This window comes from Vibrio furnissii CIP 102972 (genome assembly GCF_000176175.1).
GTDB classification, from domain to species: domain Bacteria; phylum Pseudomonadota; class Gammaproteobacteria; order Enterobacterales; family Vibrionaceae; genus Vibrio; species Vibrio furnissii.
This window is the reverse complement of sequence record NZ_ACZP01000020.1, coordinates 219,459-238,870: the sequence shown is the minus strand read 5'-3', so window position 1 is coordinate 238,870 and position 19,412 is coordinate 219,459. Positions and strand designations below refer to the sequence as shown.

The following is a 19,412-nucleotide window of genomic DNA, read 5'->3' as shown; positions in this document are numbered from 1 at the left end:
CTCTCCCTCTTATCTTGTGCCTAGATAGGAGACTCAACAGGGAGAGGAGATGCGGATGCGTACCATCGAGCCTATCGCTAAGCTAGACTTAGCCTTTTCAATTTTCTGCTTACAACACAAGTTTAACCAACCCATTGCTCGGATCAGCAAAGCGGTATCGCACACGGGCGATGGCCATCTCTACGCGTTGTTTGGTGTTCTGGCTTGGTGGCTGGATGGCCAACACGGGCAATATTTTTTACTGGCGGGATTGCTCGCATTCGCGATTGAACTGCCGATTTATTGGGGCCTGAAAAACAGTTTTCAGCGCCGCCGACCTCAAGAGCTATCCCCACTGCTCACCGCTTTCATTACCCCTTCGGATCGCTACAGTTTACCGTCTGGCCATACGGCGGCTGCGTTTGTGATGGCGACTTTGATTGGTCAATGTTATCCCGATATTTATGGCGTCGCGTTGATGTGGGCGGCGCTGATTGGCAGCGCTCGAATTCTGCTTGGGGTGCACTTTTTATCGGATGTGATTATTGGCGCGCTGCTGGGAATGGGCTGTGCGACGTTGGCGATGACGTGGTTGGAGACGATGGCTTGAACATTTTGTATGGCGTGCAAGGCACTGGAAATGGACACATTACGCGTGCCCGCGTGATGTGTGAGGCGTTTCGTGAACGAGGCGTTCAGGTTGATTTTCTATTTTCTGGCCGCGACGAGAGCAAATACTTCTCGATGGAATGCTTTGGCCACTACCAAACTCGCCGTGGACTGACGTTTGCAACCCAGCAAGGCCAAGTCAATTACGTCAAAACTGCTTTTAACAACAGTCCTGCGCAATTATGGCAAGAAATTAAACAGCTTGACCTCTCTGACTACGACCTCGTGTTGAATGACTTTGAACCCGTGTCTGCTTGGGCTGCCAAGCGACAAGGTATTCCGTGCATTGGGATCAGTCATCAAAATGCCTTTCGTTATCCCGTGCCGCTCAAAGGGGCGACGTGGTTGGATAAGCTCATCATGCAGCGCTTTGCACCCGCCGATTATCACTTAGGATTGCATTGGTATCACTTCGATCAGCCGATTCTGCCACCGATTGTTCACACCGCGGACACGGCCAATGTCAACCAAGATTACATTTTGGTGTACTTGCCATTTGAGCAGATTGAACAGGTGTGTGAAATGCTTTTTCGCTTTGTAAATCAACACTTTGTTTTCTATCACCCTCACGTCATTGAAGCGGAGTTGATTGAAAACGTGGAGCTTCGCCCGTTGTGTCACGCGCAGTTTCATCAGCATCTTCAATGCTGTGCGGGCGTGATTGCCAATGGTGGATTTGAATTGCCTTCCGAAGCGTTGTCGTTGGGGAAAAAGTTGTTGCTCAAGCCACTCAATGGCCAATTTGAGCAGCAGAGTAATGTTGCTACCCTCGATATTTTGGGGTTGGCCTCTGTGATGGACTTTCTGGATGCGTCGGCTGTCAGCAAATGGTTGGATGAAAAACAAGCAGAACGCGTCGTGTATCCAAACGTTGCCAGTGCGATAACAGAATGGGTGATGAAGGGACGCTGGGATGATCATTCTGAGCTATGCAACACATTGTGGCAACAAGTTGACTTCCCCAGTTACGTTTCGACAAACTAATGATGCTGTCGATTAACTTGCTCACCTCTCATAGCGCATGTGAATATTAGGTTTCGCGCATAATCCTATGTATTAATCTCGTCAATGTTTTGTAAAAATAGCATAAAAGTGATTTTTTATGTTTTTTTATAAAACATCAAATCATTGAAAAATATTGGATTTTTTTGGTGCTTGGTAAAATAAACTGAGATTTTATCAATCTTATTGCTATTCGATAAATGAATGGTTGATAGTAGCGTACCCCTTGGAAGTATCCGGGTAATAAATACTACAAACGACGGTTATCTATTCGCCAACCGAAATCATTTATGTCGTTGGGTCTCCGGCGACAGATATCAGAATAAAAATAAGAGGCGTGCCTAATGTTAGACAAAAAAGATCCGATGAGCGCGATTGCGAGCTATCGAATGGAGAGCACACTGCGTGGTGTGGACCTCAACCTACTGACTGTGTTTGATGCAGTAATGCAAGAGCAAAATATTACCCGTGCAGCGCACAACTTGGGAATGTCACAGCCAGCAGTGAGTAACGCCGTTGCGCGTTTAAAAGTGATGTTTAACGACGAACTGTTTATGCGCCAAGGTCGCGGGATTCAACCGACTCAGCGTGCGCGTCAACTGTTTGGTCCGATTCGCCAAGCGCTGCAATTGATTCGCAATGAGCTGCCAAGTTCGGTGTTCTCACCAGAAACGTCAACACGTTTGTTCAAGTTGGCGATCTGCAGCCCATGTGACATTCGTTTTGCACCTAAAATCATGTCCAGCATTTACGAACAAGCACCGAACGTGCAATTGCACTTGGATGCAGAATTCGACCGTAAACTGGCGGAGCGTATGCGCTACCAAGAAATTGATTTTGTAATTGATTACGCTCGTTTTGATGAGCAAGGTTTCTCAAGCACTGAAATCTTCCAAGACGAATTGGTGGTAGTGGCGGCGAAATCGCACCCACGCATTCAAGGTGCCGTGAGCCCAGAAGCTCTGGCGAATGAGCAACATGCAAAATTGTCAAAAATTCATGGTCAACGCAGCTTCTCTGAGCAAGCGTATCGTGACCTTGATTGCCAACCAAGCTACGAAGGCACGAGCCTAAGCAACGTGCTGTACGTGGTTGGTCAGTCTGAGTTGGTGACCATTGCACCTCGTTGGATGGTTGAAAACGCTGCCAACAAAGATCAGCTGCAAGTGCTCGAATTCCCATTCGATAACGGCAACATCAGCGGTTACCTGAGCTGGCATGAATCGAGCGAAAAAGACAAAGGCCACATCTGGCTGCGCGATCAATTGATGATGATCTGCGGCGAAGTGGTTGCATTCAAATAGTACTAAATGCCTCTTTATTTAGCCTTAGATTGGGGTGCCCCGATCTAAGGCTTTTTTATTGCGCTCACGCCAGACTTTCATCCATAACTATGACATCTGTCAGTTGCCTTTTTTATCACTGAATGTACACTTGTGCGCTCAAAAGAGCTTACATGTGTAAGCTATAGGTAAAGAAGATGGCCAATTTAGATTTTCATATCGTTAAACGCATTCGAGAGCAGGTTGCTCTTGGCGGTAGTCGTATCGCGTTGAAACATCAAGTGGACAACGAATGGCAAGGCATCAGCTGGACTCAGTTCGGTGAAGAGATGGATGCAATGTCGATGGCGTTACTGGCATTCGGGCTGGATGTTCAGGACAAGATCGGGATTTTTTCCAACAACATGCCACAATGGACGATCGCCGATTTTGCTGCACTGCAGATTCGAGCGGTGACCGTGCCGATTTACCCAACCAATACTGCTGAACAAGCGGCTTACATTCTGCAAGATGCGGATGTCAAAGTGCTGTTTGTTGGCGAACAGCCGCAGTTTGATGCGGCGGTGACCATGTTTGAACAATGCGATCAGCTGCAGCTGATTGTGGCCATGAGCGATGCGATTGCGCTTGGCGACTGTGATTTTGCCATGAGCTGGCAGGCGTTTGTTGCTTTGGGCGAGAATACATCCCGCGAACCGCTTGATGAGCGTTTGGAACAGGCCAATGATGATGACCTGTTTACCCTGATTTATACCTCTGGCACCACGGGCAAGCCGAAAGGTGTGATGCTCGATTATCGCAACGTTGGCGCGCAGCTCGAAGGGCATGATCAACGTCTGAACTTGAGCCAAGACGATGTCTCGCTCTGCTTCCTACCGCTGTCTCATGTGTTTGAACGTGCATGGACGTTTTACGTGCTCTACAAAGGCGCGACCAACTGTTATTTGCAAGATGTTGGTCAGGTCCGTGACGCACTGAGTCAGGTTCGTCCTACCGTCATGTGCGCAGTGCCACGCTTCTACGAGAAAATCTTCTCGGCGATCCACGAAAAAGTGGCGCGTGCGCCATTGCACCGCAAAGTGATGTTTACATGGTCTGTGAACATGGGCGCTAAAATGGCGCGCTGTCATCAGGAAAAACGCACGCCCTCTTGGGCGCTGAAACAGTGCCATCAGTTGGCCGACAAATTGGTGCTCAGCAAACTGCGTGGGCTGCTGGGAGGGCGCATTAACTTTATGCCGTGCGGTGGCGCGAAGTTGGATGAGACCATTGGCCGCTTTTTCCATGCCATCGGCATCAATGTCAAATTAGGCTACGGTATGACCGAAACCACCGCGACGATTTCGTGTTGGGATGACCAGTGTTTTGACCCAGACTCGATCGGCATGACCATGCCGGGCGCTCAAGTGAAAATTGGTGAGAACAACGAAATTCTGGTGCGTGGCCCCATGGTGATGCGTGGCTACTACAAAATGCCAGAAGAAACCGCGCAGACGTTTGATGAACATGGATTCTTGAAAACGGGCGATGCGGGTCATATCGATGAGCAGGGGAATTTGTTTATTACCGATCGCATCAAAGAGCTGATGAAAACATCTGGCGGCAAATACATTGCGCCGCAGGTGATTGAAGGCGCGATTGGCAAAGATCATTTTGTGGAACAGATTGCGGTGATCGCCGACACGCGTAAGTTTGTCTCGGCACTGATTGTGCCGTGTTTTGATGCGCTTGAAGAGCACGCCAAAGAGCTGAACATCAAATACCACGATCGCTTGGAACTGCTGAAACACAGCCAGATCATCGAGATGTTTGAAAAGCGGGTGAATGAGTTGCAACATGGCTTGGCGAAGTTTGAGCAAGTGAAGCGTTTTAAGCTACTGCCAAAAGCCTTTTCGATGGATGATGGCGAACTGACACCAACGCAAAAACTGCGTAGAAAAGTCATTCATGACCGTTATCAGCACGAAATCGAAGAAATGTACCAAGACCGACCAAAAGATAAGCACTCTTAAGTGCCTTTGGCCGCCATGGTGATAAACGACATCCTCGCAGAGTGACCCTCGCGGGGATGTTTGTTTTTCTAGCGCTGAAAAATTGAATCACTCTGCGATTTTCTGTGGTTTCAATTGCCCCTCGACAAAATATTCCACTTTTTTTTATCCACTTCATTGTTCTCTCGCCTAATTCTGCTCCTACATTTGGAATTGAATACTTAATATCCGTTTTTTTGCCATATCTTATTAAAAATGCGCCATTTTCGCCGTTAGACCTGATGAAAATAAAGCGTTACAGTTGTTGCGTTACCTTAGCGCTTGTTATGACAAGTGCGGGACATAGCCGAAAGCGGAGAGTTTTCGAATTAGGCTACGAATAAGCCCTAACTATGTATAACCAGAACCGTTGACTGACCTTGTGTTCGGCTCTGGTAAGGAGAAAATATGGCAATGTTATCCGGCGCAGAGATGGTGGTTCAATCTCTGATCGAAGAAGGCGTAGAGCAAATTTTTGGATACCCCGGTGGTTCCGTTCTTGATATCTACGACGCCCTCCACGAAAAAACCGACAAAATCAAACACGTCCTCGTTCGTCACGAACAAGCGGCAACCCACATGGCCGATGGTTACGCTCGCGCAACCGGCAAGCCGGGTGTGGTGCTCGTCTGCTCTGGCCCTGGTGCCACCAATACCGTCACTGGCATTGCGACGGCCTACATGGATTCTATTCCGATGATCGTTATTTCAGGTAACGTGGCGACCAATCTGATCGGCAATGACGCGTTCCAAGAGTGTGATATCGTCGGCGTCTCACGTCCGATCGTAAAACACAGCTTTTTGGTGAAAAAAGCGGAAGATATCCCTGAAACGATCAAAAAAGCATTTTACATCGCATCAACTGGCCGTCCTGGTCCGGTCGTGATCGACTTGCCCAAAGATGTGATGAACCCGCAGATCAAACTCCCGTACCAATACCCAGAATCGGTCAAAATGCGCTCTTACAACCCGACGACATCGGGTCATAAAGGTCAGATCAAAAAAGCACTCAAAGCGTTGTTGGACGCCAAAAAACCGGTGCTGTACATCGGCGGCGGCGCCATCATTTCTGAAGCGCATCAGCAAATTTTCAAACTGGCAGAGGCCTTGAATCTGCCCGTCGTGAGTACCTTGATGGGGTTGGGCGCGTTTCCGGGCACCCACAAGAATTTCCTAGGCATGTTGGGGATGCACGGTGTGTATGAAGCCAACATGGCGATGCATAACGCTGATCTGATCTTTGGTGTGGGCGTGCGTTTTGACGATCGCACGACCAATAACCTCGAGAAATATTGCCCAAATGCAAAAGTGATGCACATTGATATCGATCCATCGTCGATCTCGAAGAACGTCAAAGTGGATCTCCCGATCGTGGGGTCGGCAGATCAAGTGCTGGAAACCATGCTCAAACTGCTGGCGGATCTCGACACGCGCAACGATGAACAAGCCATGGATCATTGGTGGAGTGAGATTCAAAGTTGGCGTGAACGTCAATGCTTGGCGTATGAAACCTCATCTGAGCGCATCAAACCTCAGCAAGTGATTGAAACCTTACACAAGCTCACCAATGGCGATGCGTATGTGGCGTCTGATGTGGGCCAGCACCAAATGTTTGCAGCGTTGTACTATCCGTTCAATCAACCGCGTCGTTGGATCAACTCTGGTGGCCTTGGCACCATGGGCTTTGGTCTGCCTGCGGGTATGGGCGTGAAGTTCGCAATGCCGGATGAAGAAGTGGTCGTCGTGACGGGTGACGGCAGTATTCAGATGAACATTCAAGAGTTGTCGACTGCGCTGCAGTACGATATTCCGGTGAAAATCATCAACCTGAACAACCGTTTCCTTGGCATGGTGAAACAGTGGCAAGATATTATTTATCAGGGGCGTCACTCCAACTCATACATGAGTTCTGTGCCTGATTTTGCAGCGATCGCAGAAGCTTACGGTCACGTGGGGATCCGCATCTCAACACCAGATGAATTGGAATCCGGGTTGAAACAGGCATTGGAGATGAAAGATCGCCTGGTCTTTGTGGATATCAACGTCGATGAAACGGAGCACGTCTACCCAATGCAGATCAAAGGCGAGGGGATGGACAAAATGTGGTTGAGCAAAACGGAGCGTACTTAAGATGAGACAACACATTATTTCAATACTGCTAGAAAACCAGCCGGGTGCGTTGTCTCGTGTGGTGGGGTTGTTCTCTCAACGCGGTTACAACATTGAAAGCCTCAACGTGTCACCGACAGACGATGAAACCTTGTCACGCTTGAACATCACCACAACGTCAAGCGACATGCAGTTGGAGCAAATTCAGAAACAGCTGCACAAACTGATTGATGTTCTGAAAGTGCAAGATGTGACGGAGTTTGACCACATTGAGCGTGAACTGATGTTGGTAAAAGTCAAAGCCAGCGGTTTTGCGCGTGCGGAAGTTAAGCGCACGGCGGATATCTTCCGCGGTCAAATCGTTGATGTGACGGCTTCGCAATACACGGTGCAAATTGCAGGCGCGAGTGAAAAACTCGATGCGTTTATCCATGCGATTGCGGAAGTGACCGATGTGATTGAAGTTGCTCGCAGTGGGGTGGTTGGTATTGCACGCGGTGAACGTGCGCTACGTGGTTAACCCATGCTCGCGACTCACATAAAAAAACCAGCCGAATGGCTGGTTTTTTTGCTTTTAGCCAAGCGGCGTCGATACGCCGCTGGCGGGGCGCTTAGTGCAGGATGCGCGCGCGAATGGTGCCGTCGATCCCTTTCAGTTTCGCGAGGGCTTCTTCTGAGCGTGCATTTTCAACGTCAATCACCACATAACCAATGTTGGCTGAGGTTTGCAGGTACTGCGCGGCAATGTTAATGCCGTCTTGCGCAAAGATGGTGTTGATTTGCGTCAGAATACCGGGACGGTTCTCGTGAATGTGCAGCAGACGAGACGCTTGACGATGTTCAGGCAGCGACACTTCAGGGAAGTTAACGCTTGAGAGCGTTGACCCGTTGTCTGAGTATTTCGCCAGCTTGCCAGCCACTTCAATCCCGATGTTTTCTTGTGCTTCCTGAGTGGAGCCGCCCACATGCGGTGTCAGGATCACGTTGTCAAATTGCATCAGCGGAGATTCAAACGCTTCTTTGTTGGATGCTGGTTCTGTTGGGAATACGTCAATGGCCGCGCCAGCTAGATGACCCGATTCCATCGCATCACACAACGCTGGAATGTCGACCACGGTGCCGCGTGCGGCGTTGATGAAAATTGAACCGGGTTTCATGCGTGCAAATTCGTCTTTGCCCATCATGTTCTTGGTTTCTGGTGTTTCTGGGACGTGCAGCGAAATCACGTCACATTTATTCAGTAGCTCGCTCATGGTGTGCACTTGAGTGGCGTTGCCCAACGACAGTTTGTTTTCGATGTCGTAGAAGTACACGTGCATCCCCAAGTTCTCTGCAATGATACCCAATTGAGTACCGATGTGGCCGTAACCGATGATGCCTAGGCGTTTACCACGGGCTTCGTAAGAGTTGTCGGCGCTTTTCTTCCAGATACCGCGGTGAGCCAGGGCGTTTTTCTCTGGAATGCCACGTAGCAGCAATAGGATTTCACCCAGAACCAGCTCAGCCACACTACGAGTATTGGAGAACGGCGCGTTGAACACTGGAATACCGCGTTTGGCGGCTGCATTCAGGTTGACTTGATTGGTACCGATACAGAAGCAGCCGATTGCGACCAGTTTCTCTGCCGCGTTGATGACTTCTTCCGTCAAGTTTGTGCGTGAACGGATACCAATGAAGTGAACATCTTTCACCGCTTCGAGCAATTCTGATTCTTCTAAGGAGCCCTTGTGGTATTCGATGTTGCTATAGCCAGCAGCTTGCAGCACTTCAACTGATGATGGGTGAAGTCCTTCAAGGAGTAGGATTTTAATTTTGTCTTTTTCCAGTGAAACTTTGGCCATTATTCTCGTCCTTAAATATGGGAAGGTGGGCAAATGAAGCGAACATCAAGCGAAACGTGTAATAACTGAGCCTTTTATAACAAAGCAAACGTTTGCATTGCGTATCTTCTACGCAATAAATTAACAAACTTTTTTTGTTTTGGGTAAGAAAATTACGGAATAAGGCATAATTTTCTTCGAGAAAAGAAATAAAAAACGGCACCCAGTGTGCCGTTTGTAATCTAATGACGGAAAGAAGACGTTTTTTCCAATCTTATTCTTCGATTTTCGCCCCTTCAGGGGTACCGGTAATGACCACATCCGCTCCGCGGTGAGCGAACAGACCGTTGGTCACCACGCCTGCAATCGCGTTGATTTTGCTTTCCAGATCTTTGGCGTCTGTGATGCGCATGTTGTGCACGTCTAGAATGATGTTGCCGTTGTCGGTCAGAACACCTTCACGATACACCGGATCACCGCCCAGTTTGACCAGTTCACGTGCCACATAAGAGCGCGCCATTGGAATCACTTCTACGGGGAGCGGGAATCCTCCCAGGACGTCAACCGCTTTGGTGCCATCGACGATACAGATGAATTTGTCGGCAATGGCCGCCACAATTTTTTCACGCGTCAGCGCCGCACCACCGCCTTTGATCATTTCGCGCTGTGGGTTAATTTCGTCCGCGCCATCGACGTACACGTCCAAGCCAGCCACATCGTTACAATCGAACACCTCAATGCCGAGGCCCTTGAGTTTCTCGGTGGACGCAATTGAGCTTGAAACTGCGCCTTTGATGCCATCTTTGATCGACCCCAAAGCATCGATGAAGTGATTCACCGTTGAACCGGTACCGACACCAACAATGCTGCCTTTTTCTACATATTTCAGTGCAGCCCAACCGGCGGCTTTTTTCATTTCATCTTGAGTCATGCCTTTCTCCTGATTTCGATTCTGTGGGGGAACGCGTTTGCGCGGCGCGATTATACCCTCAAACCAACGGGAGATGTACTCCGATAGCGGCATTATCCGTGCTCTTAATTTTGCAGTGATCACGCTTTCCAGTGCCAAATCTGGCTCGGCGTGACAATCTTCGGTAGGGGAACATCCCAAGTTTCGACTGGCAGTTGATCAACATGTTGGCAATCATGCGCCAATCCCAAAGGCATGGCGCCTTCACCGGTTTGAAACCAGTGCGCGAGGGTGCGATCGTAGTAGCCGCCTCCCATGCCGAGGCGATGGCCGTGGGAATCAAACGCCACCAATGGCGTGCAGATCAGGTCGAGTTCTTTCACCGGTTTGACTAAGGTTTGGTTGAGCTTGGGCTCGAGAATACCAAATTTGTTATAAGTCATCGGTGTGGTGCTTTGATAGTGAAGAAACAGCAGGTGACCGGCAGAAAACGGATGCAGCACGGGAAGATAGACGGCTTTGCCTTGTGACCACAACCAGTCGATCAGCGGCTGGGTGTCGAGCTCGCCATCGGTGGATAAATAGAGCGCAATGTGATGGCTGGTCTGCATTTCCGGTAGCGTTGAAAAGCGGCGAATCAGATCCTGACTGGCTTGGTATTGCGTGTCGCTGGACAGTTGATTGCGTTGCTGACGAATGTGCTTACGTAGCGTCTGACGAGAGTATTGCATAGAGGAACCCCAGAGTGCCGTTGAGGATTGTAGCCCTTGAACCAGCTGGTTCAAGGCGGATCAGCAAGGATAACCGTAGGCTTCTCGGTACGAGCCGAGCATGCTCAATAGCTACCAAGTACTAACCCTTACGTGTTGCTTATCGGCTCAGGGACATAAATCCGCTGACGAACACTCCAGGGTAAAACTTTGGATGGTAAAGGCTACAGCTCTCCTGGCTTGACTTTACTGAGTGCTTCTTCAAGTGAAGCGGTGAGCTTTTCCATTCGCTCATTGATGGCCGATTGATGACCGTCTTTCTCTTGCTGCTTGGTTTGCAGCTCGTAACAGATGTTCAACGCGGCGATTGTCAGTAGCTTTACCTCATTCGATACCTTAGTACGATCGGCCATATCTTTCAATCGTTGGTCGAGGTCCTGTGCGGCACGTAACAGGGATTCTTCTTCGCCTGCCGGACAATTAACCCGTGTCACTTTGCCTAAAATTTCAACGTCAACCGCTTGATTACTCATGATAAATGAACTCTATTGGCGTAACTAAAGATGATATCGCTTACGTGACCATCGAGGGTCAAACTATAGGTAAAGCGTTCCTAAGATTCAAGCTTTTCACACGCGTAAGCTGGATTTGGTTGGGCAAAAACACAGTTCTTGGGCAATTTGCATAAAAGCTGGTCACAATTGCTGACGTGAGCGTTTTCGCCGGATCGTTGAAGTGGTACGATTAAACATATTTTTTCAACGACGAGCCCATTATGAGCGACAACACGTTTCCAAATTATGCAAACTTAGCCTCCGAACTGCAATCGGCATCGCTGGGGGTCACTCCGGCAGAATTGCACGGCTTACTGACCGGCATGCTGGCTGGTGGTTTGAGTTTGAATGATAAAAGTTGGCAGCCGCTGATTTTTGATTATACCAATGATGGGATGGGCTGGCCGATGCAAGTGCTGGCGCTGGCAGAGCAAACGCTTACCGCGACCAACGCAGAATTGACCAGTACGGATCTGGAAGTGACCCTGATGCTGCCAACAACTGACGGTGACGAAGCGCTCTTTCAGTTTGCCGACAGCGTGGCGGAATGGGTGAACCATTTTATTTCTGGCCTCGGTTTGGTGGGGGCGAAAGTACAAAGCGCCTCCAACGTAGCCAAAGAAGCGTTAGAGGATCTGGAAGAGATCTCGAAGCTGGGCATTGATGAAGACGATGACATGGACGAGCAAGCGCAATTGCTTGAGCAAGTCATTGAGCATGTGAAAGCTTGCGTTTTGACGCTGCACGCAGAGTTTGGCGCCAAACCGCAACAAGCTTCAGAACCAACAATTCACTAAGTGAGGCGGCAGTGAGCGAGGCAAAATCTTTTGATGTGATTATTGCTGGTGGCGCCATGGCTGGCGCAACGTTGGCGTTAGCGCTAGATACGTTGAGTCAGGGGCGTCTCAACATCGCGGTGATTGAAGCATATCAGACGGATCATCACGCGCATCCGGGGTTCGATGCCCGCTCGATTGCACTCTCTTATGGGACGGTGGGTATTCTGCGCCAGTTGGCTTTATGGCCAGCGATTGCCCCTGTAGCCACGCCGATCACCCAGATTCATGTGTCGGATCGCTCGCATGCCGGTATGACCGATATCACGCGCGAATCGGCTGGCGTGGATGCGCTGGGATATGTGGTTGAATTGGCACACGTGGGCCGCATTTACGCAGAAAAAATGGCGCAAAGTGCTGCGATTCATGTGTTCTGTCCAGCCAGCGTCTCTACGGTCGAGCGTCACAATGATGCGGTGACGGTCACACTCAATAGCGGTGAATCGCTGCGAGGCCAATTGCTGGTCGCGGCCGATGGCGCCGTGTCGACGTGTTGTCAACAAATTGGATTGGCACTCACAGAACACGACTTTAACCAAGTAGCGATCATTGCCAATGTGGTGGCGAGTGAGCCACATCGAGGCCGTGCTTTTGAACGCTTTACATCGACCGGCCCAGTGGCGCTGCTGCCGATGAGTGACAACCGCTTGTCGCTGGTGTGGTGTTTACCTCCTGAAGTAGCGGCGCAAGTCATGCAATGCAGCGATAGTGAGTTTTTAGCGCGATTGCAAACGGCCTTTGGCTGGCGTCTAGGGCGCTTGATCAAAGCAGGCGAGCGCAGTGCTTACCCACTGTTGCTGCGTTACCGTGAACAGAACATTTCTCACCGCTTTGCGATTGTCGGCAATGCGGCGCAAACGCTGCATCCGATTGCGGGGCAAGGATTCAACTTAGGCATTCGCGATGTGGCAACACTGGCCGAAGAACTCACCGCCGGCGATGCGATCGGTAGTTATGCGCAGCTCAACCGGTTTAGGCAGCGCCGTGAAGCGGATCGCGAAGCCACCATTACACTGACGTCGACGCTGGTACACCTGTTTTCCAACGACTGGCTGACGTTGAGCATTGGGCGAAATCTGGGCTTGGCTGCGATGGATAATCTGCCAATGCTGAAATCTCCGTTGCTGCGCCGCACGCTGGGTGTGGTGAATCGATAAAAGGTACGAAATTATGATGCAAAGCGTGGATATTGCGATTGTTGGCGGCGGCATGGTCGGGCTTGCTCTCGCCGCGGCATTTAAAAATACCGAACTACGAATTGCGGTGATTGAAGGCAAATTACCCCAAGAAGGATTGAGCGAGTTGCCGGACGTGCGCGTGTCGGCGCTCAGCCGTTCTAGCGAGATTATGTTGCAAAACCTCAATGCTTGGCAGGGCATCACCGCCCGCCGCGCCGCGCCCTATCAGGCGATGGAAGTGTGGGAGCAAGATAGTTTCGCGCGCATCGAATTCAATGCGAACCATCTGACGCAGCCCAATCTTGGACACATTGTTGAAAACCGCGTGATTCAGTTGGCGCTGTTGGAGCAAGTGAAGCAGCAGTCGAATGTCTCTTTGTACATGCCGGCAACGTGCCAAAGTTTAGCGATTGGCGAAAGCGAAGCGTGGCTGACGCTCAATAACGGTCAGGCGCTGACTGCCAAGTTGGTGGTGGGCGCTGATGGTGCCAACTCTTGGGTGCGCAAGCAGCAAGATATTCCGCTCACCCATTGGGATTATGGCCACAGTGCTGTGGTTGCGAATGTGCGCACCACCGAACCGCATGAATCGATCGCGCGCCAGATCTTCACTCCACAAGGGCCTTTGGCCTTTTTGCCGCTGGGGAATCCGTACATGAGTTCGATCGTGTGGTCGACCGACCCAAATCGTGCCGAGCACTTGGTCGGGCTTGATGCTCAAGCGTTCAACAAAGCACTGACGGCGGAATTTGACGCCAAACTGGGCGTGTGCGAGGTGGTGGGCGAGCGTCATGCGTTCCCGCTTAAAATGCGTTATGCCCGAGACTTTGTCGTCGAGCGCGTTGCGTTGGTCGGCGATGCAGCGCACACCATTCACCCCTTGGCGGGTCAAGGCGTGAACCTTGGTTTGCTGGACGCGGCGAGTTTGGCGCAGGAAGTGATGGCGTTGTGGCACCAAGGGCAAGATATCGGCAGCAAGCGCAACCTACGTGGGTATGAGCGCTGGCGCAAAGCGGAAGCGGCGAAGATGATTGCGGCTATGCAAGGTTTTAAAGACCTGTTTGCAGGCAATAACCCAGCCAAGAAATTGATTCGTGGTATCGGGATGCGCTTGGCAGGGCAATTGCCGGGTGCGAAAGACGAAATCATGAAATATGCACTGGGACTCAAAGGCAATCTGCCGGAACTGGCGAAAACGCAGCGGACGTCGCCGACGGCGTAATCCATACAATGCAAAAGGGTTGGCGCGATGGCCAACCCTTTTTTTCATTCTATCGTGGTGAAGTCAATTATGCGTATGCGCAGCGTAGTCGCATGATCTCTTGGTTGACCTCTTTGACGGTTTGGTAGTGGCGCCGTTCTGCGCGGTCCGGCAATATCAGCTTGCCGTTATCAAATTCAAACTTACCAACCCCGTAGATATAAATTCTTCCTTTAAAAAGACGACTTACGTGTTTAGCAATCATACCTGGCGTATAGCGCTTAAACAGTCTCATACTTCGATCCTTTGTTGTTTTCACACCGCAGATTATAAGAAATTCCCCAAGAAAATAGTGTGATTGAGCTAGGGATACATGCAGTGTTTACTGACTAAATTAGATATTTGTGCTGCCTTGAGCAAATTTATGGATAAATATCCATAATTGCGTGACCTTTACCTCAAATAAATAGGGTGGATAAAACTTCTCCGTGGCTTGAGACGGCGCTTATTTAGCCACAGCAATATGACAGTTTTAAGAATAGTTGGCTTTCAGCAAAAAAGGTAAAAAAGATGTCATGTTTTTGTATAAAAAAAGCCCGCAATCAGATGCGGGCGAAATAGTCACAGATGCATTACACAAAAAGTGGATGTCCTGAAACAATCAGTGGATTCACTTTTTTGTTGGCGAAGGATATCAACAGAGTCGTACCTCTGCGTGAACTTTAACCAACGCAGGAGAGAGTAAACTAAAAAAAAAGTTGTGACTATTTATGTTTGTAAATTGTATAAAAATTCATAACAAAATGATCTTAATTTAGAACTTGATCACGATCACATGTAATGGATTGCATGGTTTGCATCACTTATTCACGTTGAATGTGTGCAAACTGAGGGCGACAAAGGTGGACGAGATCGTTTACGTCGAGTGCAATGCCTGCCAACGTCGATCCGCTGCTGATGGTGACGAGCGTGTGTTGCAAAATTGCATGATCAAAAATGATCGGCATCGGTGTTTTGAGTAACAACGGGGTGACGGTGCCGATGGCATAACCCGTGATGGGCTCGACTTGCGAAAGATCCACGCAGGTCATTCGCCGCCAATGGAGCAGCGCGCGCACTTTTTTGGGATCCACACTGCGATCGCCAGGCGCGCACGCTAAGGCCAGCTGATCGCCCATATCGCGCAGTAAAATGCATTTGACCATCTGAGCGGGCTCAATGCCGCGTTGGCGGGCCGCCGCCTCGATGGTGGTGGCGTGCGTTGCATGCGGCAGCAGGCGATAGGGCACCTGCTGCGCATCCAGATACTGCGTGATTGGCGTGCTGAATGCGTTATTCATCATCCAATGAATAAGGCAGCGGTTGAATCGTCCAACGGGTGGAGGGTTGTGCCGTCAAACGCAGTTCCGTGCCTTCTTCCAGATTGTTAGGCAACACAATCAAACCCATAGCGGTGTTATCGGCAAAGGTGTAGTGCGCCATCAGGCGACCCGCACTGCGCCAGTTTTCACCCACAGAGCGTTCCATCTCGTGTGCGTCACTGTCGGACAGTGGCGTGGTTACATTGCCCGAGACAATGTACATTGCCCGTTTGTTGATGCCGCGGTATTTCGCGCGCGCAACGGTTTCCTGACCGGTGTAACAGCCTTTGGTAAAGCTGATGCCATCGACTGCCTGAACGTTCACGGCTTGCGGAATGTGTTCGTTTTGATCGGCACGTTCAATCACGGGGATCGCGTCTTCGATGTCAAAACGAGTCCACAGTGCGGCGTCGACTCGTGTGGCATCGGTGCTGGTGGTCAGCTGTTCTGCGGTCTGTTCATTGACCAGCAACAGCCAACGTTGTTCGCTAATGCGAACGGCTGTTCCGCCGTCAATCGCGCGTACATCCCCCTGTGCATCGCTGAGGCGATCGATGTAGGCTTGCGCCTGCGTGCCAATCACGCCGAGTGCGATGTCTGGGCTTTCGGCAATCTCGACTTTGGAGAAAATGGCGTATTTTTTCAGTTCGCGCAGTTCGGCTTCAATCGCAGATTTGGGCTGGAACATGGCGTACCCATCACGATGATGGAACAAACGAAATACCGACCACACTTTCCCTTTGGCATCACAGTGTGCACCAAAGATCGATTGTTCGGCAGTTAGGGTGACGACGTTACAGGTCACTTGGCCCTGCAGGTAGTTTTTCTTGTCAGCGCCGACCATGGTGATCGCACCCCAAGAATCGAGATGAGTGAGCATCAGTTCAGGCAGCGTATCGCTGGCGTTGACACTGAGCGGAGCAAATGTAGTTTTCCAGTTCATGTCCTTCACCTAAGTGAAATAATTTCCACTATGTTAATCTGGATCAACTTTTTTGTCAGCTTGAACAGGGACTGTGACTGAGCTACTAGTTGAGCAAGCCCGGTGTTTGATAGACTTGGCGGAAAATAATCATAAGGTGAGGATAACCGATGTACACCGCGGAAGAAAAAGCGCGTATTAAATGGGCCTGTCGTCGTGGAATGTTAGAGCTTGATGTGGTCATCATGCCATTTTTCGAAGAGTGTTTTGATACGTTGAGTGAATCAGAACAGCAAGACTTTGTGTCTTTGCTTGAGTGTGATGATCCGGATCTGTTTACTTGGGTCATGGGCCATGGTCGTTCCGAGAATCTTGGTCACGCCGCGATGGTAGACAAGATTGTCGCTCATAACCTCAGCAAAGTGCGTTAAGCTCCACCTCACACCTTCTTATCACGCCTGCATTGCCGCCATCCTTGTTTGGGGAGGGGGGCTGTGGGCGTTACTTCTCTCTCCGATTCCCCTTGTTGTTACATTACTCATTATTGGCATGAGCCTGCGTGTGCCGCTGCATCATTGGTTGACGCCAGCACTGCGTGGTGAGGTCGCGTTCGATTTTTCTGGCTACTTAGTGATAGGAGAGGCGCGTCATGCGATCACACGCGTGCAATGTTTGTTTGCGGGGGCGTTTGTGATCATCGAAGGGCCAGGGCTGCGTTGGTTGTTGTGGCGTGATAGCTGTTCAGAGGTTGAATATCGTCAATTGTTGGTGAGATTAAAACGGGAGCTGTAGCGCTCCCGTTGGATGTTATGCTTGATCCGGCGTCAAAATCGTCGGGCCGCTGTCTTCTGCAAGCTCCGGATAGTCCAGCGTGTAGTGCAAGCCACGGCTCTCTTTACGCTGCATCGCACAACGCACCATCAGTTCTGCCACTTGCAGCAAGTTACGCAGTTCCAGCAGGTTGTTCGACACACGGAAGTTGCTGTAGTACTCGTGGGTTTCTTGTTGCAGCAGTTGAATGCGACGTAAGGCGCGCTCCAAGCGCTTGTCGGTGCGCACAATGCCCATGTAGTCCCACATAAATAGGCGCAGTTCGTGCCAGTTATGCTGAATCACCACTTCTTCATCTGAGCAAGTGACCTGACTTTCATCCCAACCGGGCAGGCTAGGGGGCAACTGCGCGTCTTTCAGTTTGCTGAGAATGTCTTTGGCCGCCGACCACGCGTAAACCACACACTCCAGCAAGGAGTTTGAGGCCATGCGGTTGGCACCGTGCAGGCCAGTGTAGCTGACTTCGCCAATCGCGTAGAGCTGCTCAAGGTCGGTTTGTCCGTTCTGATTGACCATCACGCCGCCGCAGGTGTAGTGCGCGGCTGGAACAATCGGAATCGGCTCTTGGGTCATGTCGATGCCCAGATCCATCAAGCGGCTGTAGATCATCGGGAAATGCTTTTCGATGAAGTCGGCCGGTTTGTGGCTGATATCGAGATACATGCAGTCTGCGCCCAGACGCTTCATTTCAAAGTCAATCGCGCGCGCCACGACATCACGCGGCGCCAGTTCGGCGCGTTCGTCAAAATCGGGCATAAAACGTGAGCCATCTGGGCGACGCAAGTAAGCGCCTTCGCCGCGCAGCGCTTCGGTCAGCAGGAAGTTTCGCGCATCTGGGTGATACAAACAGGTCGGGTGGAACTGGTTAAATTCTAAGTTGGCCACGCGACACCCGGCACGCCATGCCATCGCGATGCCGTCACCGGAAGAGACATCGGGGTTGGAAGTGTACTGATATACCTTCGATGCCCCGCCGGTTGCCAAGACAACAAACTTCGAATGAATCACTTCCACGTGTTCTTCGTTGCGGTTCCACACATAGGCGCCAACCACTTTATCGGCGCGGCCACCGATTTTATCCTCGGTGATCAAATCGAGCGCGTTGTAGCGTTCCAACAAGGTGATATTTGGATGATTGTGGACGTTGTCTTGCAAGGAGGTTTGCACGGCCATGCCGGTCGCATCGGCAGCATGCAGAATGCGGCGATGGCTGTGACCCCCTTCGCGAGTGAGGTGATAACGTGGCTCTTCTTCGTCGCTATCTTCTTCTTTATCGAACGGCACGCCGCCGTCGATCAACCACTGCACGCACTCTTTGGCGTGCTCCGCAATAAAACGAACGGTCTCTTGCTCGCAAATCCCTGCGCCAGCGATAAGGGTATCTTGGACGTGTGAATCAATGCTGTCTGATTCATCAAACACCGCGGCAATCCCGCCTTGAGCGTAATAGGTCGACCCTTCGCTGCGAGGTCCTTTACTCAGTACGATGACGTTGCAATGTTTGGCTATACGCAGGGCTAACGACAAGCCTGCTGCACCACTTCCCACGACTAATACATCGCACTGATGTTCTCGGTTAGCGTTCATAAAATGTTTATATTCCCGAACTCCAGTTAGAGTTATCCTACTCTAAGTTTAAAATACAGCACGCTGAGTTCCCATTGGCCGTGAGCGGGCAATGTGTCATCTGAGTAACCTATGGTCAGGGAACCATGCAACGTGAGTCCATTGACCTCAAAATGTTCGGTTGAGATGGGCATGACCGACATGCTCTTGAGGGTATTATCTTCGCGCTAAAAGCAATACATTGTAAATGCTATTGTCTTTTCTGACTCCTGTCCCCACTATTCAGGGAGATTTCCAGGAACCTAGATTACATCACAATGCGGTGGGTGAATGGTAAAAAAATTCACACAGAATTGAACTTTCCCTGCGCGGCTGAGTCACAATAGTGCTCATGTAGGCAGTGGTGTCAAGGCAACATTTTGCATCATTAGAGTCCATATCTGAGAAGGTA

At 50.4% G+C, this 19,412-nt stretch carries 19 protein-coding genes and 1 other RNA gene; 11 read left to right on the top strand and 9 right to left on the bottom strand.

Annotation, left to right across the window (positions count from 1 at the left end):
* The first annotated feature begins 55 nt into the window (after positions 1-55).
* The 6 genes from VFA_RS21520 to ilvN all read left to right on the top strand — a co-directional run bounded on the left by VFA_RS21520 (position 56) and on the right by ilvN (position 7,592).
* The gene (locus VFA_RS21520) at positions 56-589 is read left to right on the top strand and encodes a phosphatase PAP2 family protein (protein WP_004729194.1); all 534 of its coding nucleotides are present in this window, start codon (positions 56-58) and stop codon (positions 587-589) included.
* Positions 586-1,632 carry an MJ1255/VC2487 family glycosyltransferase gene (locus VFA_RS21515; protein ID WP_004729192.1) on the top strand — a complete coding sequence of 349 codons (1,047 nt, stop codon included), beginning with the start codon at positions 586-588 and terminating at the stop codon, positions 1,630-1,632. The genes VFA_RS21520 and VFA_RS21515 overlap by 4 nt, the downstream gene beginning before the upstream one ends.
* 362 nt (positions 1,633-1,994) lie before the next feature.
* Positions 1,995-2,954 carry a transcriptional regulator LeuO gene (gene leuO / locus VFA_RS21510; RefSeq protein ID WP_004729191.1) on the top strand — a complete coding sequence of 320 codons (960 nt, stop codon included), beginning with the start codon at positions 1,995-1,997 and terminating at the stop codon, positions 2,952-2,954.
* A gap of 176 nt (positions 2,955-3,130) precedes the next feature.
* Complete coding sequence (locus VFA_RS21505) at positions 3,131-4,945, top strand: AMP-dependent synthetase/ligase (protein WP_004729190.1); 1,815 nt, start codon at positions 3,131-3,133, stop codon at positions 4,943-4,945.
* A gap of 426 nt (positions 4,946-5,371) precedes the next feature.
* On the top strand, positions 5,372-7,093 hold the full coding sequence (locus tag VFA_RS21500) for an acetolactate synthase 3 large subunit (protein ID WP_004729188.1): 1,722 nt from the start codon (positions 5,372-5,374) through the stop codon (positions 7,091-7,093).
* 1 nt (position 7,094) lies between these two features.
* Positions 7,095-7,592 (top strand): acetolactate synthase small subunit, encoded by a 498-nt coding sequence (ilvN, locus tag VFA_RS21495; protein WP_004729186.1) that lies wholly within the window; start codon positions 7,095-7,097, stop codon positions 7,590-7,592.
* Positions 7,593-7,683: 91 nt separating this feature from the next.
* Here the strand turns inward: ilvN and serA are convergent, their stop codons facing one another.
* The 5 genes from serA to zapA all read right to left on the bottom strand — a co-directional run bounded on the left by serA (position 7,684) and on the right by zapA (position 11,045).
* A complete protein-coding gene (gene serA / locus VFA_RS21490) occupies positions 7,684-8,913 on the bottom strand; it encodes a phosphoglycerate dehydrogenase (protein WP_004729184.1) in 1,230 nt (409 codons plus the stop codon).
* 253 nt (positions 8,914-9,166) lie between these two features.
* Positions 9,167-9,823 carry a ribose-5-phosphate isomerase RpiA gene (rpiA, locus tag VFA_RS21485; RefSeq protein ID WP_004729183.1) on the bottom strand — a complete coding sequence of 219 codons (657 nt, stop codon included), beginning with the start codon at positions 9,821-9,823 and terminating at the stop codon, positions 9,167-9,169.
* A gap of 119 nt (positions 9,824-9,942) precedes the next feature.
* Positions 9,943-10,533, bottom strand: a complete 591-nt coding sequence (locus VFA_RS21480) for a 5-formyltetrahydrofolate cyclo-ligase (protein ID WP_004729180.1) — start codon at positions 10,531-10,533, stop codon at positions 9,943-9,945.
* A 2-nt stretch (positions 10,534-10,535) separates the two neighbouring features.
* Positions 10,536-10,719, bottom strand: a non-coding RNA gene (gene ssrS / locus VFA_RS23560) — 6S RNA.
* 17 nt (positions 10,720-10,736) lie between these two features.
* Positions 10,737-11,045, bottom strand: a complete 309-nt coding sequence (gene zapA, locus VFA_RS21475) for a cell division protein ZapA (protein ID WP_004729178.1) — start codon at positions 11,043-11,045, stop codon at positions 10,737-10,739.
* A 242-nt stretch (positions 11,046-11,287) separates the two neighbouring features.
* Here zapA and VFA_RS21470 point away from each other — a divergent pair, with 242 nt between their 5' ends.
* Genes VFA_RS21470 through VFA_RS21460 form a run of 3 tightly spaced genes read left to right on the top strand, consistent with a single transcriptional unit; the run spans position 11,288 to position 14,302 of the window.
* Positions 11,288-11,863 carry a YecA/YgfB family protein gene (locus tag VFA_RS21470; protein WP_004729176.1) on the top strand — a complete coding sequence of 192 codons (576 nt, stop codon included), beginning with the start codon at positions 11,288-11,290 and terminating at the stop codon, positions 11,861-11,863.
* A gap of 11 nt (positions 11,864-11,874) precedes the next feature.
* A complete protein-coding gene (ubiH, locus tag VFA_RS21465) occupies positions 11,875-13,059 on the top strand; it encodes a 2-octaprenyl-6-methoxyphenyl hydroxylase (protein ID WP_004729174.1) in 1,185 nt (394 codons plus the stop codon).
* 13 nt (positions 13,060-13,072) lie between these two features.
* Positions 13,073-14,302, top strand: coding sequence for an FAD-dependent 2-octaprenylphenol hydroxylase (locus tag VFA_RS21460; RefSeq protein WP_004729173.1), 1,230 nt, complete (start codon positions 13,073-13,075; stop codon positions 14,300-14,302).
* Positions 14,303-14,369: 67 nt separating this feature from the next.
* On the opposite strand, the gene VFA_RS21455 is transcribed toward VFA_RS21460, so the two are convergent.
* The 3 genes from VFA_RS21455 to ygfZ form a co-directional block, all read right to left on the bottom strand.
* Positions 14,370-14,576, bottom strand: coding sequence for a DUF1107 domain-containing protein (locus VFA_RS21455; RefSeq protein WP_014204432.1), 207 nt, complete (start codon positions 14,574-14,576; stop codon positions 14,370-14,372).
* Between the two features lie 568 nt (positions 14,577-15,144).
* A complete protein-coding gene (locus tag VFA_RS21450) occupies positions 15,145-15,621 on the bottom strand; it encodes an aminoacyl-tRNA deacylase (protein ID WP_004729169.1) in 477 nt (158 codons plus the stop codon).
* Positions 15,614-16,585: a tRNA-modifying protein YgfZ gene (gene ygfZ, locus VFA_RS21445; RefSeq protein WP_004729166.1), complete on the bottom strand. Its 972-nt coding sequence runs from the start codon at positions 16,583-16,585 to the stop codon at positions 15,614-15,616. Before ygfZ ends, VFA_RS21450 begins: the two co-directional genes overlap by 8 nt.
* 149 nt (positions 16,586-16,734) lie before the next feature.
* On the opposite strand from ygfZ, the gene VFA_RS21440 reads away from it, so the two are divergent.
* Both VFA_RS21440 and VFA_RS21435 read left to right on the top strand, forming a co-directional pair.
* Positions 16,735-16,995 (top strand): FAD assembly factor SdhE, encoded by a 261-nt coding sequence (locus VFA_RS21440; protein WP_004729165.1) that lies wholly within the window; start codon positions 16,735-16,737, stop codon positions 16,993-16,995.
* Between the two features lie 130 nt (positions 16,996-17,125).
* Positions 17,126-17,356, top strand: coding sequence for a hypothetical protein (locus VFA_RS21435; protein ID WP_231623435.1), 231 nt, complete (start codon positions 17,126-17,128; stop codon positions 17,354-17,356).
* 15 nt (positions 17,357-17,371) lie between these two features.
* Here the strand turns inward: VFA_RS21435 and nadB are convergent, their stop codons facing one another.
* Positions 17,372-18,982 carry an L-aspartate oxidase gene (gene nadB, locus VFA_RS21430; protein WP_004729161.1) on the bottom strand — a complete coding sequence of 537 codons (1,611 nt, stop codon included), beginning with the start codon at positions 18,980-18,982 and terminating at the stop codon, positions 17,372-17,374.
* Positions 18,983-19,412 lie beyond the last annotated feature (430 nt).